This is a genomic window from Caulobacter mirabilis, from assembly GCF_002749615.1.
GTDB classification, from domain to species: Bacteria; Pseudomonadota; Alphaproteobacteria; order Caulobacterales; family Caulobacteraceae; genus Caulobacter; species Caulobacter mirabilis.
In genome coordinates, this window is the sequence record NZ_CP024201.1 from 3,986,478 (window position 1) to 4,002,039 (window position 15,562).

General features: G+C 70.0%; 14 protein-coding genes. 3 read left to right on the forward strand and 11 right to left on the reverse strand.

All coding sequences use genetic code 11. The features are described from left to right. Window positions 1-107: 107 nt before the first annotated feature. The 3 genes from CSW64_RS18860 (at window position 108) to CSW64_RS18870 (ending at window position 3,026) form a co-directional block, all read left to right on the forward strand. Window positions 108-1,715 (forward strand): ATP-binding protein, encoded by a 1,608-nt coding sequence (locus tag CSW64_RS18860; protein ID WP_099623546.1) that lies wholly within the window; start codon window positions 108-110, stop codon window positions 1,713-1,715. A gap of 67 nt (window positions 1,716-1,782) precedes the next feature. Next, window positions 1,783-2,547, forward strand: a complete 765-nt coding sequence (locus tag CSW64_RS18865; RefSeq protein ID WP_099623547.1) for a MerR family transcriptional regulator — start codon at window positions 1,783-1,785, stop codon at window positions 2,545-2,547. Window positions 2,548-2,648: 101 nt separating this feature from the next. Beyond that, on the forward strand, window positions 2,649-3,026 hold the full coding sequence (locus CSW64_RS18870) for an endonuclease domain-containing protein (protein ID WP_099623548.1): 378 nt from the start codon (window positions 2,649-2,651) through the stop codon (window positions 3,024-3,026). Between the two features lie 64 nt (window positions 3,027-3,090). On the opposite strand, the gene mutL is transcribed toward CSW64_RS18870, so the two are convergent. From mutL to CSW64_RS18920, 11 genes are all read right to left on the reverse strand, one after another. Further along, the gene (gene mutL, locus CSW64_RS18875; RefSeq protein WP_099623549.1) at window positions 3,091-4,980 is read right to left on the reverse strand and encodes a DNA mismatch repair endonuclease MutL; all 1,890 of its coding nucleotides are present in this window, start codon (window positions 4,978-4,980) and stop codon (window positions 3,091-3,093) included. 156 nt (window positions 4,981-5,136) lie between these two features. Continuing rightward, window positions 5,137-5,694 carry a DUF3035 domain-containing protein gene (locus CSW64_RS18880; protein ID WP_099623550.1) on the reverse strand — a complete coding sequence of 186 codons (558 nt, stop codon included), beginning with the start codon at window positions 5,692-5,694 and terminating at the stop codon, window positions 5,137-5,139. 81 nt (window positions 5,695-5,775) lie between these two features. Next, window positions 5,776-6,330 (reverse strand): signal peptidase II, encoded by a 555-nt coding sequence (lspA, locus tag CSW64_RS18885; RefSeq protein WP_425430352.1) that lies wholly within the window; start codon window positions 6,328-6,330, stop codon window positions 5,776-5,778. A 37-nt stretch (window positions 6,331-6,367) separates the two neighbouring features. Beyond that, on the reverse strand, window positions 6,368-9,232 hold the full coding sequence (gene ileS, locus CSW64_RS18890) for an isoleucine--tRNA ligase (RefSeq protein ID WP_099623551.1): 2,865 nt from the start codon (window positions 9,230-9,232) through the stop codon (window positions 6,368-6,370). A gap of 72 nt (window positions 9,233-9,304) precedes the next feature. Then, complete coding sequence (locus tag CSW64_RS22195; RefSeq protein WP_216361301.1) at window positions 9,305-9,349, reverse strand: hypothetical protein; 45 nt, start codon at window positions 9,347-9,349, stop codon at window positions 9,305-9,307. A gap of 155 nt (window positions 9,350-9,504) precedes the next feature. Then, window positions 9,505-10,434, reverse strand: a complete 930-nt coding sequence (locus tag CSW64_RS18895; protein ID WP_099623552.1) for a bifunctional riboflavin kinase/FAD synthetase — start codon at window positions 10,432-10,434, stop codon at window positions 9,505-9,507. After that, window positions 10,434-10,856 (reverse strand): MaoC family dehydratase, encoded by a 423-nt coding sequence (locus tag CSW64_RS18900; protein WP_099623553.1) that lies wholly within the window; start codon window positions 10,854-10,856, stop codon window positions 10,434-10,436. Before CSW64_RS18900 ends, CSW64_RS18895 begins: the two co-directional genes overlap by 1 nt. A 14-nt stretch (window positions 10,857-10,870) precedes the next feature. Continuing rightward, entirely contained in the window at window positions 10,871-11,734 is an 864-nt protein-coding gene (locus CSW64_RS18905; protein ID WP_099623554.1) for a TIGR01459 family HAD-type hydrolase, read from the reverse strand. Between the two features lie 161 nt (window positions 11,735-11,895). Next, the gene (locus tag CSW64_RS18910) at window positions 11,896-12,591 is read right to left on the reverse strand and encodes a 2OG-Fe(II) oxygenase (RefSeq protein ID WP_099623555.1); all 696 of its coding nucleotides are present in this window, start codon (window positions 12,589-12,591) and stop codon (window positions 11,896-11,898) included. Then, window positions 12,588-13,310, reverse strand: coding sequence for a methylated-DNA--[protein]-cysteine S-methyltransferase (locus CSW64_RS18915; RefSeq protein WP_099623556.1), 723 nt, complete (start codon window positions 13,308-13,310; stop codon window positions 12,588-12,590). Before CSW64_RS18915 ends, CSW64_RS18910 begins: the two co-directional genes overlap by 4 nt. Before the next feature lie 207 nt (window positions 13,311-13,517). Then, a complete protein-coding gene (locus tag CSW64_RS18920; protein WP_099623557.1) occupies window positions 13,518-15,545 on the reverse strand; it encodes an alpha/beta hydrolase family protein in 2,028 nt (675 codons plus the stop codon). Window positions 15,546-15,562: the final 17 nt, after the last annotated feature.

A 15,562-nucleotide genomic window follows, 5' to 3' on the forward strand; every position in this document is an offset into this window, starting at 1 on the left:
GCGCAATATAAGTCCTTGTACGGAACATACGACCGAGCGAGAGAAATCAGGATTCACTTTTGCTTAGAAATACCCGTGATGTCTGGCGCCGTGTTTTTGGAGGCGTCATGGGTTCCGATCTGTCGAGTCTGGCCGTCAGGGCGCTGCCGGTGGGCCCGGACACGCCGGGCGGCGAGGTCTATCGACGCTTTCAGCAAGAACCGGATCTGCTCGCCCTGCCCGTGGTCGATGCGGACGGACGGCCGGTCGGCATCGTCGACCGCAACAGCTTCTTCCTGAGCATGGCGGCCGAGTACGGTCGCGCCCTCTACGCCCAACGCCCGATCTCGATGCTGATGGACGGCGCGCCGCTGATCGCCGAAGGCGCCACCCTGGTGGCCGACTTCACGGGCGAGGTGCTGGACGAACGCCCGTCCGCCCTCATGCATGGCTTCATCGTCGTCGAAGACGGCCTCTACCTCGGCGTCGGCGCGCTGCTGTCTCTGCTGCAGGCGACCAGCGCCGCCAACCGCGCCCACGCCGAGGAGATGACCCGCATCGCCGAGCGGCTGAACCAGGCCAAGGTCGAGGCCCAGGCCGCGCTGACCGCCAAGTCGCAGTTCCTGGCGGTGATGAGCCACGAAATCCGCACCCCGCTGAACGGCGTGCTGGCCATCGCCGATATCCTGGACCGCAAGCTGACCCAGGCCGAGCTGAAGCCCTACGTCCACACCATCGTCGAGTCGGGCGAAACCCTGTTGCGGCTGCTGACCGACGCCCTGGACATCTCGCGCGCCGAGTCCGGCGTCATGGACCTGGCCGAGGACGGCTTCCACGTTCCGCAGCTTCTGGACGACCTCGACGGCCTATGGCGTCCGCGGGCGGAACAGAAGGGCCTGACGCTGCTGTTCTCCTACCGCGGCGACAACGAGCAGTGGGCGCTGGGCGATCTCATCCGCTTCAAGCAGGTGTTCAACAACCTGATCGGCAACGCCCTGAAATTCACTGACCGCGGCATGGTCGAGGTGTCGCTGACGGCCGAACGCGACGGTCCCCATGTGCGGCTGACCGGCGATGTCCGCGACAGCGGCGTCGGCGTGCCGGACGATCGGCTGGAGAGCATCTTCAACCCCTTCTTCCAGACCGAGACGGGCCGATCTCAGGGCGGCGCCGGCCTGGGCCTGTCGATCTGCCGCGAGATCGTGACCCGCATGGGCGGCGCCATCGAGGCGCGCAACAATCCCGGCCGCGGCGTGAGCTTCCGCTTCGACGTGGTGCTGTTCGACGTTCCGCCGGAGGCCCAGCCCGCCGAGACCCGCGAGGCGCCGTCCGAGTTCGAGCGTCCGCTGCGCATCCTCATCGCCGACGACAACGCCACCAACCGGATGGTCGCCGGCGCCCTGGTGGAAATGTTCGGCTGCACCAGCGACGCCGTCGCCGACGGCCTGGCCGCGGTCGAGGCGGCGCGCTCGGCGCTCTATGACCTGGTGCTGATGGACATCCGCATGCCGGAGATGGACGGCCTGGAGGCGACCCGGGCCATCCGCCGCCTGGACGGCCCCGCCGGCCAGGTCCCGATCCTGGCCCTGACGGCCAACGCCGACCCCTGGGACGCCGCCCAGTACATGGCCGAAGGCATGGACGGCGTGGTCGAGAAGCCCATCAAGGCCGACCTCCTGGCCGCCGCGATCGAGACCGCCGTCGCCGCGCGCGGCGACCGACGGGCCGCCGCCTGAAGCAGGTCCTTGACCCTCACGCCGCGTGAGGCCTGATGCCCTCGTCCATCGACGAGGAGCGACGGTCTTGGGCCAGGAATGGACGGTGAAACAGGTGGCGCGGCTGTCGGGCGTTTCGGTCCGCACGCTGCACCACTATGACGCCATCGGCCTGCTCAAGCCCGCCCGCGTCGGCGAGAACGGCTATCGCCTGTACCGCCGCGAAGAGCTGCTGCGCCTGCAGCAGATTCTCTTCCATCGGGAGTTGGAGTTCCCGCTGGAGGCCATCGCCGCGGTGCTGAAGGCGCCGGACTTCGACCGGATCGCCGCCCTGCGCGGCCATCGGGCGAAGCTGGAGGCCCAGGCCCGGCGCTACGACCGCCTGCTCGCCACGCTGGACCGCACCCTCGCCGACCTTGAACAGGAGCGAGAGATGGACGCGAACAAACTCTACGAGGGCTTCGCCCCCGAGAAGCAGGGCGAGTACGAGGCCTGGCTGGTCGACCGCTACGGCGGCGACATGGCGGCCAGGATCGAGGCCTCGAAGGCGGCGGTGAAGGGCTGGACGCGGGCCGACTACGACGCCGTGAAAGCGGAAGGCGACGCCGTCAACGCCGGCCTGGCCAAGGCCATGGCCGACGGGCTGCCCGCCGACTCGGCGGCCGCCCAGGCCCTGGTCGCCCGACACCATGCCTGGGTCGGACGTTTCTGGACGCCGGACGCGACGGCCTACTCCGGCCTGGCGGACATGTACCAGGAGCATCCGGGCTTCCGCGCCCACTACGACAAGGTCGCGGAGGGGCTGGTCGACTACCTGGCCGAGGGGATGCGGGTGTTCGCGAAAACAGTCTGAATCCTCTCCCTCTGGGAGAGGGGGACCACCCGAAGGGTGGTGGAGAGGGCCCAACGACTTTCCGGTTGCGTCGCGCCAAGAGACACGCTCAACATGAACAAATGGAGAACACGAGCGACACCGTCCGCAACCGGGCCAAGCGCCTCCGACGGACCATGGGCCTGTCGGAGCGCAGACTGTGGCGGCTGTTGCGGGCCAATCAGCTGGATGGCCTGCACTTCCGGCGGCAGCACCCGCTGGGGCCGTTCTTCCTCGACTTCTATTGCCATGCGGCGCGGCTGGTGGTGGAGGTGGACGGCGGCGCACACAGTATTCCGGGCCGCAGCGAACAGGACCGGAAACGGGACCAGTGGCTGGATGAGCGGGGCGTTTCTACGCTGAGATTGCCGGACCATCTGGTCGAGAACGACATCAACGGAGCGCTATTCGAGATCCGGCGTGCGATCACGACCCGACTCGGAACTACGGAACAGCCTTAGGCCCTCTCCACCATCCCTGCGGGATGGTCCCCCTCTCCCGTCGGGAGAGGATTCCGGATCTGCCTTACCGCCGCCCGAACAGCCGCTCGATATCGGCCAGCTTCAGCTCGACGTAGGTCGGGCGGCCGTGGTTGCACTGGCCGGAGTGGGGCGTGGCCTCCATCTCGCGGAGCAGGGCGTTCATCTCGGCGGCGTTCAGCCGCCGGCCGGCACGCACCGAGCCGTGGCAGGCCATGGTCGAGCAGACCTCCTCCAGCCGCTCCTTCAGCGCCAGCGCCTGGCCGTTCTCGCTGAGGTCGTCGGCGATGTCGCGCACCAGGCCGGCGGCGTCGGCCTCGCCCAGCAGGGCCGGCGTCTCGCGCACCAGCACCGCGCCCGGACCGAAGGGCTCGATGACCAGGCCCAGGGCCGATAGCTCGTCCGCCTTGGCCAGCACCCGCTCCGCCTCGGCCGGGTCGAGCTCGACCACCTCGGGCAGCAGCAGCGTCTGGCGGACCACGCCGCCCTCGTCCATCTCGCGTTTCATGCGCTCGTAGACCAGCCGCTCGTGGGCGGCGTGCTGGTCGACGATGACGATGCCGTCGCGGGTCTGGGCCACGACATAGGTCTCGTGCACCTGGGCCCGCGCCGCGCCGAGTGGGAAGTCGACCGGGTCGAACACTGCTCCGGCGGTCGGCTGGGACGCGCCCTGGTCGAAGGCAGGCGCCCCCCAATCCTGGATGCTCTCCACCCGCGCGGTGGCCTCGTTCAGCCCGGGCAGGGTCATCGGCGCGGCGGGCCGGTAGCTCGGCGAGGGCTGCCAGCCGCCCGCCTGCCAGGCCGAGAAGCCGGCGGCCGACGGCCCGGGCTGATAGCCACCGCCGAACGACGGCGAACCGCCGCCCTCGGGACGGAAACCGGCGAGAGCGGCCGAGGCGACGGTGGTCGAGGCCCGGTGCCCGGCGGCATGCAGGGCGTGCCGCAACGCGCCGACGATCAGGCCCCGGACCAGCGACGGATCGCGGAACCGCACTTCCGCCTTGGCCGGATGGACGTTGACGTCGACATAGGTCGGGTCGAGCTCGACATAGAGCGCCGCCGTCGGATGCCGATCCCGCGCCAGATAGTCGGCGTAGGCGGCGCGCAGGGCCCCCTGCAGCAGGCGGTCGCGCACCGGGCGGCCGTTGACGAACAGGTACTGGTGGGCGGCGTTGCCGCGGCTGTAGGTCGGCAGCCCGGCGAACCCGGTCAGGCGCACGCCGTCGCGCTCCTGGTCGATCTGCAGGGCGTTGTCCTGGAACTCGCGGCCCAGCACCGCCGCCAGCCGCGCCAGCCGCCCCTCGGGCCCGGGATGCTCGGCCGACAGCCGCAGGGTGCGGCGTCCGTCCAGGTCCAGGGTGAAGGCCACGGCCTCGTGCGCCATGGCCTGGCGCTTCAGCTCCTCGGCGATGGCCATCTGTTCGGCGCGAGGCGACTTCATGAACTTCAGGCGCGCCGGGGTGGCGTAGAACAGGTCGCGCACCTCGATCCGGGCGCCGTGCTGGCCCGCGAAGGCGGCGGGACCGACCCCGCCCATCGCGCCGCCCTCAACCAGGATGGCATGGGCGTCGCCGCCCGCCCGGGGCCGGCTGGAGATCGACAGCCGGGCGACGGAACCGATCGATGGCAGCGCCTCGCCGCGGAAGCCCATGGTCGAGATGTTGAGCAGGTCCCAACTGCCGTCTTCCTGCGGCGCCAGCTTGCTGGTGGCGTGACGCTCGACGGCCAGCGCCAGTTCGTCGGCGGACAGGCCGCAGCCGTCGTCGGTGACCAGGATACGGGTCAGGCCGCCGCCGTCGGCCTCGACCTCGATGCGGGTCGAGCCTGCGTCGAGCGAGTTCTCGACCAGCTCCTTGATCGCGCTGGCCGGGCGCTCGACCACCTCGCCGGCGGCGATGCGGTTGACGGTCTCGGGGGGAAGACGACGGATGGGCATGGGATCAATGTAGGACGTTCGGGCGATTCCTGCTCCCCCGGCGGGAGAGAGCGACCGCCCAGAAACGCAAAACGGCCGAGCGCGGCGTCCGAAAGGCCCTCAGAGCCTCCATCCGCCGGCCTCGGCCGTTGTCGGTCCCGCGAAGGGGACGGGTCCTTACAGACCCGGCAGCTTGACCCAGTTCGACTTCTCGCGGGCGATGACCACCGGCTTGCCGCCGGTGACGCCCTTGAGTCGGGCCTCTTCGGCGGCGGCGTCGACCGGCGCCGGGGCCGAAGTCCCGTCGGCGGCGGGCGCCGGGGCGGTCGGCTGGTCCTTGCGCCAGAACATCACGCGGTCGGCGAAGCTCTTGTCCTTGTGGGCGATGTCGCCGAACTCGTCGTCGACGACGTAGCGGATCAGCGGATCGGACTTCTCGGCGCCCGAGCGGGCCGCCAGCAGGCGCTCGCCGTCCGAACGCTGGGCGGCGGCGGACTGGCCGATCAGCGCCGCGCGGGCGGCGCTCTCCGGCTGCAGTTCCTGCGGACGGGGCTCGCCCGGCGCCGGCGGACGCAGCGAGTAGTCGGGCGGCAGCACGAGCGGGGCCTTGGTCACGACACGGAACTCGTCCGGCGTCACCTTGGCGACGCCCAAGGCCTTGGCGGCCGACTGGCAACCGCCCAGACCGGCGGCGGCCGTCAACGCCAGGACGCACAGAACGCGAGAAGAGATCATCGAGCCTAGCTCCAACAGGCCGCCCCCGGCCTCAGACAGACGCCCTCGATACGCCAAAAGTTGGGCGCACGGCAACTTTGATTAGCGTTTCTGGTCCTGCCGCACGCTGTCGATCAGCAGCAGCACGACCCCGATAGTGATGCCGCTGTCGGCGACGTTGAACACCCAGGGGAACCAGAGGTCCTGGAAATCCAGGAAATCGGCGACGGCGCCCAGGCGCACGCGGTCGATCAGATTGCCGATCGCACCGCCCATGACCAGGCCGATGGCGATTCCCAGCAGCGGCCGCTCGACCCGCCGGGCCCAGAAGCCCAGCGCGATCGCCACCGCCAGCGAGAAGGCCGACAGCGCCCACCGCACCCACTCCGCCTCGCCGCGGAACAGGCCGAAGCTGACGCCCTGGTTCCAGACCATGCTCAGGTTGAACGGACCGAACACGGGGACCGTGCACGGCGTATAGAGCTCCGGTGACGGATGGAACGGCTCGCAGGCGCTCGGAAACACGCTGCCGAGGATCCAGAACTTGATCAGCTGGTCCGCCACGATCACCGCCAGGGCGATGGTGAAGGCGTTCGGTCCCTGCAGGGGCCGCGCCGCCGGCTTGGGCGGCGTCGCGTCGGGGCTGTCAGAACTCAAGCGGGCTGTCCTCCGTCGATCCGTCCGGACTTGGTTATCAGGCGGCGTGCGTCTTGTCCCAGGCCTCGACGGCGTCCTCGCACCGAAGGCACAGGCGCGTGTCGGCCTTCACCTCGGGCAGGATGCGCCAGCAGCGATCGCACTTGTCGCCCTGGGCCAGGAACGGACGAACGGAAAGCGCGGCGCCCTCGATCAGTTCCGCGGCGCTGGTGCGGAAGATCTCGGCCGCCGACTGGTCGTCGAACAGGGCCTTCTGCGCGGCCGTCAGCTCGACGGTCGGCGCGGCCTCCAGCGACGAGCCGATGCGCTTCTCGCGGCGCTCGACCTCCAGCGAGGCGGTGACGGCCGAGATGACCTCGTCCATCGCCGTCCAGCGCGCCTGCTCGGCCTCGTTGCGCCACGCCGCCGGCGTCTCCGGGAAGATACGGAAGGCGTTCGAGCCGGCTTCGGGGAAGCGGGTCGTCCAGGCCTCCTCCATGGTGAAGGTCATCAGCGGGCTGAGCCAGATGGTCAGGCGCTCGAAGATGGCGTCCAGCACGGTGCGGTAGGCGCGGCGCTTCAGGGCGTCCGGACGGTCGCAATAGAGGCTGTCCTTGCGGATGTCGAAGAAGAACACCGACAGGTCCGACTGGCAGAAGTCCAGCAGCGGCCGCACGACTTCGTTGAAGCTGTAGCGCTCATAGGCGTCGCGGACCTGGCCGTCGAGCGTCCACAGGCGGTGCAGGATGTACTGCTCCAGCGCCGGCATCTCGGGAAGCGGCACGCGCTCGGCGTCCGTGAAGCCGTCCAGCGCGCCCAGCAGGTAGCGCATGGTGTTGCGCAGCTTGCGGTAGCTGTCGGTGACGGTGGCCAGGATCGTCTTCCCGATCCGCTGGTCGTCCTGATAGTCGACCGTGGCGGCCCACAGACGCAGAATCTCCGCGCCGGACTCGGCGATCACGACATGCGGATCGACCGTGTTGCCCAGCGACTTGGACATCTTCTGTCCGTTCTCGTCGAGGGTGAAGCCGTGGGTGACCAGGGTCTTGTAGGGCGCGCGGCCCCGGGTGCCGCAGGACTCCAGCAGCGAGGACTGGAACCAGCCGCGGTGCTGGTCGGAGCCTTCCAGGTACAGGTCGGCCGGCCAGCCGCTGTCGTCGCGACCTTCCAGCGTGAAGGCGTGGGTCGAGCCCGAGTCGAACCAGACGTCGAGGATGTCCTCGACCTTCTCGTACTGTTCAGGATCGTGATTGCCGAGGAAGTCCGTGGCCGGGCGGTTGAACCAGGCGTCGGCGCCCTCCTCGCGCATCAGCGAAACGATGCGGTCGTTGACGGCCTGATCGCGGAGCGGTTCGCCCGTAACCTTGTCGACGAACATGGCCAGCGGAGCGCCCCAGGCGCGCTGGCGGCTGATCAGCCAGTCCGGACGGGTCTCGACCATGCCGCCGATGCGGTTGCGGCCCATCTCCGGATAAAAGGCGGTGTCGGCGATAGCCTGCAGCGCCCGCTGGCGCAGGGTGGTCTCGCCGCCCTCGATCGGCTGGTCCATGCGGATGAACCACTGCGGCGTGTTGCGGAAGATGACCGGGGCCTTCGAGCGCCAGCTGTGCGGGTAGCTGTGCTCCAGGCGGCCGCGGGCGAGCAGGTTGCCCGCCTCGATCAGCTTCTCCATGACCGCGCCGTTGGCCGGGCCGAACTTGCCGGACTTCTTGCCCTCGGTCTCCAGCACCTTCAGGCCGGCGAACAGCGGCACGTGCGGATAGTAGGCGCCGTCCGGGTCGACGGTCTCGGGGATCGCCGAATCGATGCCGGCGGCGTCGAGCTGGGCCTTGCTCTTGAGCCAGACCAGGTAGTCGTCGGCGCCATGGCCCGGCGCGGTGTGCACGAAGCCCGTGCCGGCGTCGTCGGTGACGTGGTCGCCGGCCAGCATCGGGACCTTGAAGCCGTAGCCGGCGTCCATTTTGGCCAGCGGGTGGCTCAGCGTCACACCGTCCAGGTCAGCCGTCGCGACGCGCTTCCACTTGGCGACCTTGGCGGCCTTCAGCACGTCCTCGGCCAGCTTGTCGGCCAGGATCAGCTTGTCGCCGGGCGCGGCCCAGGGCTGGAACTCCAGGTTCTCCTCCAGCGCCTCGACCTCGTAGACGCCGTAGTCGATGCGCGGGTTGTAGCTGACCGCCCGGTTGGCCGGGATGGTCCAGGGGGTGGTCGTCCAGATCACGACGGAGGCGTCGCCGCCCTGCACCGGGAACTTCACCCACACCGTCGGCGAGACGTGGTCGGCGTACTCGACCTCGGCGTCGGCCAGGGCGGTGCGCTCGACCGGGGACCACATCACCGGCTTGGAGCCGCGGTAGAGCTGGCCGCTCATCACGAACTTCTGGAACTCGGCGACGATGGTCGCCTCGCTGGTGAAGTCCATGGTCGAGTAGCGGTGCTCCCAGTCGGCCAGGACGCCCAGCCGCTTGAAGCCCTTCATCTGCTCGCCGATCCAGTGGCCGGCGTAGGCGCGGCACTCGGCGCGGAATTCCGCCGTCGGGACGTCGTCCTTGCGGCGGCCCTTCTTGCGGTACTCCTCCTCGATCTTCCACTCGATCGGCAGGCCGTGGCAGTCCCAGCCGGGGATGAAGTCGACGTCGTAGCCGAGCGCGAAGCGGCTGCGGCAGGAGAAATCCTTGAGCAGCTTGTTCAGCGCGTGGCCGATATGGATCGCGCCGTTGGCGTAGGGCGGGCCGTCATGGAACACGAACAGCGGCGCGCCGGCCGCCTGCCGGGCCTTGCGCAGGGCGTGGTACAGGTCCTGGTCCGCCCAGCCGGCCAGGATCTCGGGCTCCTTCTTCGGCAGGCCCGCCCGCATCGGGAAGGGGGTCTCGGGAAGGAACACGGTGTCGCGGTAATCGCGCGGGGAAGCGGCGTCGTCGGCCATGGGGACTTTCTCGGGATAGGTCGGAAGGGTGCGGGGTCACGTCCCGGCAATGCGCGGCCGTTCCCGGCGGCGTCACGCCGGGCGGATAATTCGCGAGCTCTTCCGAACCGAAGTCATCGGGCGGGGCTGTAGCAGAGCATCGTGCGTTTTGCACGTCTGGATCCTCCCCTCTGGGGGAGGTGGCTCGCCGCAGGCGAGACGGAGGGGGTTCCTTGTGGCCGCAGACCCCCTCAGTCAGCTTCGCTGACAGCTCCCCCAGAGGGGAGCATCCGTCAGCCGACGATCTTCCGCGCCGCCGCCTCGTCGCGGCGGATCTGGTCGACCATCTCGTCGATCGAGGCGAACTTCTCCTCCGGGCGCAGGAAGGCGACCAGTCCGGTCTCGATCACCTGGCCGTAGAGGTCCTCGTCGAAGTCGAACAGCCAGACTTCCAGCCGGGTCTCGACTTCACCCGTCGTCGGGTTGTTGCCGATGTTGGCCACGCCCGGCACGACGCGGCCGTCGGGCAGGCGCGTGCGCGTCGCGTAGACGCCCAGCTTCGGCACCACATAGTCCGCCATGAACACGTTGGCGGTCGGGAAGCCCAGCTGGCGGCCCAGCTGCTGGCCGCGGCGGACCACGCCCTCGATCGCGAACGGCTGGCCCAGGATATGCGCCGCCTCGTCCGGACGACCGTCGCGCAGGGCCCGGCGCACGGCGGTCGAGCTGTACTTCTCGGCGCCCTCGCCCACCGCCTCGGCGACCGAGACGGAAAAGCCCAGCTGCTCGCCGTACTTGCGCATCAGCTCCGGGCTGCCGGTGCGGCCCTTGCCGAAGGAGATGTCGAAGCCGACGGCGACATGCTTCACGCCCAGCCCCTCGTGCAGCACATGCCGCGCGAAGCCCTCGTCGCTGAAGTTGGCCATCTCGAAGTCGAACGGCAGCACGTAGAAGACATCCACGCCCAGCGCGCCCAGCGCCCGGGCCTGCTGCTCGGCGGTCATCAGGCGGAACGCCGGCTCGTCCGGATGGAACAGGCGACGCGGATGCGGATCGAAGCTGATCACGCCCACCGGGACGTCCAGCCGCCGCCCCGCCTCGACGGCGCCGGCGATCACCTGCTGGTGGCCGCGATGGACCCCGTCGAAGTTGCCCAGCGCCACGGCCGCGCCGCGGTCGCTCTCGGGCAGGGTCTTCCAGCCGTGGACGATGCGGACGGTCATCAGGCGGCCTTGCGCGACGCCATGATCACGGCCTCGCCGTCGACCACGGTCTTGCCGCCGACGGTGCAGACGGTCGCCAGCGTGACGCGGGCCTTGGCCTCGTCGATGGCGGTGATGGTGACCGTCACCGTGACCTCGTCGCCCAGCTTCACCGGCCGCTTGAACACCAGGTTCTGCGACAGGTAGATCGCGCCCGGCCCCGGCAGCTTCCCAGCGATCAGGGCCGAGATGTAGGCCCCCGACAGCATCCCGTGGGCGATGCGGGTCTTGAACGGCGTGGTCGCCGCGAAGGCCTCGTCCAGGTGAACGGGATTGTGGTCGCCGCTGACGTCGGCGAAGGCGACGACATCCGCCTCCGCCACCGTGCGGGTCAGTTCGGCCGACTGGCCGACGGAGAGATCTTCGAGGAACAGGCCCGACATTCTGCGCTCCTAAATCACCATTCCAGATCGGCCATGGCGTAGGTCGTCTTCACGCCCTCCGCCGCCAGCAGGGCGTCGACGCCGGCCGCCGACAGCTTGCCGTCCGGCCCCATCGCCGCCTCTCCGTGAATGCCGCGGGCGATGAACAGGCAGTCGAGCCCGTGATCCTCGGCGCCCTGGACGTCGGTGTGGACGCCGTCGCCGATGCACAGCACCCGACGCTCGTCGACCGTGCGGCCGAGCAGGCGCGAGGCCTCCGACAGGCTGAGGTCGTAGATCGGGGCGTAGGGCTTGCCGGCCATCAGCACCTCGCCGCCCAGCTCCTTGTAGAGGTCGGCCAGGGCGCCGCCGCAGTAGATCAGCTTGTCGCCGCGCTGCACGACCCGGTCGGGGTTGGCGCAGATCATCGGCAGGCCGCGCGAGGCCGGGCCGACGAACCGCTCGCGGTAGTCCTCAGGGGTCTCGACATCGTCGTCGTAGGGGCCGGTCACGGTGACGAAGGCGGAAGTGTCGGCGTCGCCGAACTCCAGGCCCAGGCCCTCGTAGAGCGGCCAGTCGCGATCGGGGCCGATCCGCCAGGCGCGGCCGGTCGCCTTGCGCTGACTCAGCAGCGCGCGGGTGGCGTCGCCGGAGGTGACGAAGGCGCTCCAGGCCTCGCGCGGCACCTTCAGGGCGTCGAGCTGGGCGACCACGTCGCTGGCCGGACGCGGCGAGTTGGAGATCAGGATCACCGGCCCCTTCTCGGCCCGGAACCGGACCAGGGCCTCGCAGGCCTCCGGGAAGCTCTCCCGGCCGTTGTGGATCACGCCCCAGACGTCGCTGAGCAGAACATCGTAGCGGTCGGCGATTTCGGCGAGGCCGGCGGGCAAAGCGGTCATGCCCGGTCGGCTAACCGGCGCGGGCGGCCGGGTCAATGCGTCCTTCGAGACGCTCGCCTGAGGGCTCGCTCCTCAGGATGACGAATTCGGCAGGACGCACCCACCTCCGTCATGGTGAGGAGCGGACCCTCAGGTCCGCGTCTCGAACCACGCAGGGCCGTTCAGCTCGCGTCGTGGAAGATCACCCCCAGCACGCGGCGGCGGCCGCTGCGAACCTCCGACACCCCGTGTCGCAGCACGCGCCGGTGAACGCCGCGCACGCCGGCGTGGGGCCGCTCGCGCACGGCGAAGATCACGCCCTGGCCCTTGGTCAGCGGCACGACCTGGGGCGCGGACTGCTGGCGAGGACGCTGCTCGACCAGGACAAACTCGCCGCCCTCGAAATCCACGCCCGGTTCGTCCAGCAGGAAGGCGGCCTGCAGAGGGAAGACATGCTCGCCGTACAGGTCCTGGTGCAGGCAGTTGTAGTCGCCGGGGCCGTACTTCAGCAGCAGGGGCGTGGGCCGCTGCTGGCCGGCGGCGTGGCAGCGCCCCAGCATCTCGTCCAGCGTGTCCGGGAAGATGCGGTCGCCGACCAGCCGCTGTGTCCAGCGGTTGGCGACCCAGGCCAGCGGCGGATACAGCGTCTCGCGCAGGGTCTGCACCGCATCCGGCAGCGGATAGCTGAAGTAGCGGTACTCGCCCTGGCCGAAGCCGTGGCGGGCCATCACCACCCGGCTGCGGAAGCCGGCCTCCTGTTCGTAGAGTTCCGCCAGCGCCGCGCAGTCGTCCGCATCGAGGACGGGCCCGGTCAAGGCCCATCCCCGCGCGTCGAGGTCCGAGGCGATACGCTTCCAGTCCAGCACGCCAAGGTTCACGCCGCCGCTCCCTCGCGGACCAGCAGGGCGCGCTTGCGCTCGACGCCCCAGCGGTAGCCGGACAGGCCGCCGTCGGACCGCACCACGCGATGACAGGGCGTCAGCACCGCCAGCGGATTGGCGCCGCAGGCCTGGGCCACCGCCCGCACCGCTTCCGGCCGCCCGATGGCGCGGGCCACTTCGGCGTAGCTGGCCGTGCGGCCCGGCGGGATGGCGCGCAGGGCCTTCCAGACGGCGCGTTGCAGCTCCGTGCCGCGATCGTCGAGCGGCAGCTCGGCGCCGGCGGTCGGGTCGGCGATCAGCGCCCGCACCTTGGCCGCCAGATCGCCGAGCCCGCCGGCGTCCTGAACCAGCCGGGCCTTCGGGAAGCGTGCGGACAGGTCGGCGCGCAGGGCCGCCGCGTCGTCGCCCAGGGTGATCGCCCGCAGGCCGGCGTCCGACGCCGCGACCAGGGCCGCCCCCAGGTCGGTGGCGACCGTCGTCCAGCGCAGCGTCTCCCGCGCCTCGTCCGGCCGGCAACGCTTGCAGGCGCGGAAGCCGTCGGCGCGGGCGGCCCGGGCGGTGTCGTAGAAACGGACGTTGCGCCGCAGCGGCCGGCCGCTGCAGCCGGGCCGGCAGTAGACGCCGGTGGTGGTCACGGCGAACAGGAACTCGCCGTCGGCGTCCTGGTCGCGGGTCACGACGGCCGTCCAGCGGGCGTCGTCGGTGTCGTAGGCCATGGCATGGCTCCTTTCACGTGGTGGAGCCATGCTGCGCTCGCGCGAGCCTTGGATCATTCCGATGCTTGCGATCGAAACCGGAAAAACGATGCGTGGTTCGAGACGCCGGGCCGAAGCCCGGCTCCTCACCATGACGAATTCAGCGATGCTCTGAGCTCGTCATCCTGAGGAGCGAGCCTCGAGCGAGCGTCTCGAAGGACGCACGGCCTACTTCGTGTACTTCTTCATCCACGCCTCGACCGCACCGTACCACTGGACCGAGTTCTGGGGCTTGAGGACCCAGTGGTTCTCGTCCGGGAAGTGCAGGTACTGGGTCGGAACGCCGACACGCTGGTTGGCGGTGTAGGCCGAGATGCCCTGGTCGAGCGGCACGCGGTAGTCGCGGGCGCCGTGGATGACCAGCATCGGAACCTTCCAGTCCTTCACATGGGTCGAGGGATTGAAGCGCTCGGCCGCGGCGGGGTCGGACCAGGTGAGGCCGCCGAACTGCTCCTCGGCGAAGTTCGGGATATCGGCCGAATAGGCGAAGCCGCGGGTGTCGAAGAGGCCGGCGTGGTTGACCAGGCACTTCCACGGCTCCTTCCACTGGCTGGCGATCCAGGCGACCATGTAGCCGCCGTAGGAGCCGCCGAGCGCGCAGGCGCGGCCGCCGTCCAGGTAGTCGTACTTCGCCAGGGCCGCGGCCCAGCCCTTCTGCAGGTCTTCCAGCGGGCGGTCGCCCCAGTGGCCGACGATCGACTGCGCGAAGCCCGTGCCGTAGCCGGTCGAGCCGTGGAAATCGACCATCACCACCGCATAGCCCATGCCGGCCCAGACCTGCGGGTTCCAGCGGTAGGACCAGGCGTTGCCGAAGCTGCTGTGCGGTCCGCCGTGGATCAGGAAGGCGACGGGATACTTCTTCCCGGCCTCCCAGCCGGACGGCTTGATGACGTAGCCATAGGTCGTTTCACCGTTCCAGCCCGAGAAGCTGAACTGCTCGGCGGCGGCCATCGGGGTCTCGGCCATCTGGGTCTTGGCCGCCTCGACCAGGACACGCGGCGCGCCGCTCGTGAGTTCCTGGATCTGCGGCGGCGAGGTCAGGCTCTCGCCCATGTAGACCGTCACGCCGGCGGCGGAGTCGAACCCGCTGACCGTGCCGCCGGACACCAGTTCGGAGGGCTTGCCGCTGGCGAGGTCGATGGAGAACAGCTTGGTCTGGCCGAGGCTCGGCGCGGTCGCCAGCAGGCGCTTGCCGTCGGCCGCCCAGGCGAGGCTGACATTGTGGATGTCCCAGCCGGGCGCGACTTCGCGCACCGCGCCGGACTTCAGGTCGCGGACCATGATCGCCGAGCGCTGGGCGATCATCACCGGGCCGGTCTCGGAGACATAGGCCAGCTTCGTTCCGTCCGGCGACAGGGCGAGGCCGCCCTCCGAGGTCTTGTCGGCGGCGCCCAGGGCCTTGGGCGCCGCCGAGCCGTCGGTCGGCACCACGTACAGGCTGGAGACCGGGCCGGTCCCGCTGGAGACGCCGGACGGCAGGGCCGCGTACCAGGCCGTGCGGCCGTCTCGGCTGACCGTCGCGTCGCCGATGTCGGCCTTCAACCCCTTGGTCAGCGGAATGGCGTCGGCGGGCGCGCCGGGCGTGTCGAGCCGCACTGTGAACAGGCCGACGAACTTGTCGTCCTGGTAGCTGTCCCAGCCGCGCGGCAGGGCGCCGTCGACGAAGGTCTGGCCGCTGGCCTTCTCCTTGGCCTTGGCTTCATCGCGGGTCTTGGTGCAGGCGAGGTCGGCGCAGTCCGGATACACGTCGACGCCGACCACCAGGGTGCGGCCGTCGCCGGACAGCTCGAAATGGCCGATGTCGAGCGGCAGGCTGGTCACCTGGGCCTTGCCCGTTCCGTCCGCCGCCGTGCGCCACACCTGGCGCGAGCCGGACTTGCTGGACAGGAAGTAGAGCCATTTGCCGTCGGCCGACCAGCGCGCCGCCGTCGGCGCCTTCTCGTCGTCGCTGACGACGACCGGCTTGGCCCCGGCCATGGTGCGATCGAGCCGCCACAGCGCGTTGACGCCCTTGTTGCCGTCCCAGTCGGTGGTGCGCAGGTTCCAGACGACGAAGCGCCCGTCCGGCGACACCCGCGGATCACTGATCCGTTCCTGGGTGGCGAGGTCCTTGGCCGTGAACGGGCGGGCGTAGGCCGCGCCGGAAGCCGTCGTCATCAGAGCGAGCGCCAGGCTCGCCGCCGCGATGATCCGCATGCTGGGTGTCCCCCGAA

Excerpts from the sequence above, each read along its gene's own strand:
- CSW64_RS18860 (WP_099623546.1), top strand. The coding sequence starts at position 108 with ATGGGTTCCGATCTGTCGAGTCTGGCCGTCAGGGCGCTGCCGGTGGGC.
- CSW64_RS18870 (WP_099623548.1), top strand. The coding sequence starts at position 2,649 with ATGGAGAACACGAGCGACACCGTCCGCAACCGGGCCAAGCGCCTCCGA.
- mutL (WP_099623549.1), bottom strand. The coding sequence starts at position 4,980 with ATGCCCATCCGTCGTCTTCCCCCCGAGACCGTCAACCGCATCGCCGCC.
- CSW64_RS18880 (WP_099623550.1), bottom strand. The coding sequence starts at position 5,694 with ATGATCTCTTCTCGCGTTCTGTGCGTCCTGGCGTTGACGGCCGCCGCC.
- ileS (WP_099623551.1), bottom strand. The coding sequence starts at position 9,232 with ATGGCCGACGACGCCGCTTCCCCGCGCGATTACCGCGACACCGTGTTC.
- CSW64_RS18895 (WP_099623552.1), bottom strand. The coding sequence starts at position 10,434 with ATGACCGTCCGCATCGTCCACGGCTGGAAGACCCTGCCCGAGAGCGAC.
- CSW64_RS18900 (WP_099623553.1), bottom strand. The coding sequence starts at position 10,856 with ATGTCGGGCCTGTTCCTCGAAGATCTCTCCGTCGGCCAGTCGGCCGAA.
- CSW64_RS18905 (WP_099623554.1), bottom strand. The coding sequence starts at position 11,734 with ATGACCGCTTTGCCCGCCGGCCTCGCCGAAATCGCCGACCGCTACGAT.
- CSW64_RS18915 (WP_099623556.1), bottom strand. The coding sequence starts at position 13,310 with ATGGCCTACGACACCGACGACGCCCGCTGGACGGCCGTCGTGACCCGC.
- CSW64_RS18920 (WP_099623557.1), bottom strand. The coding sequence starts at position 15,545 with ATGCGGATCATCGCGGCGGCGAGCCTGGCGCTCGCTCTGATGACGACG.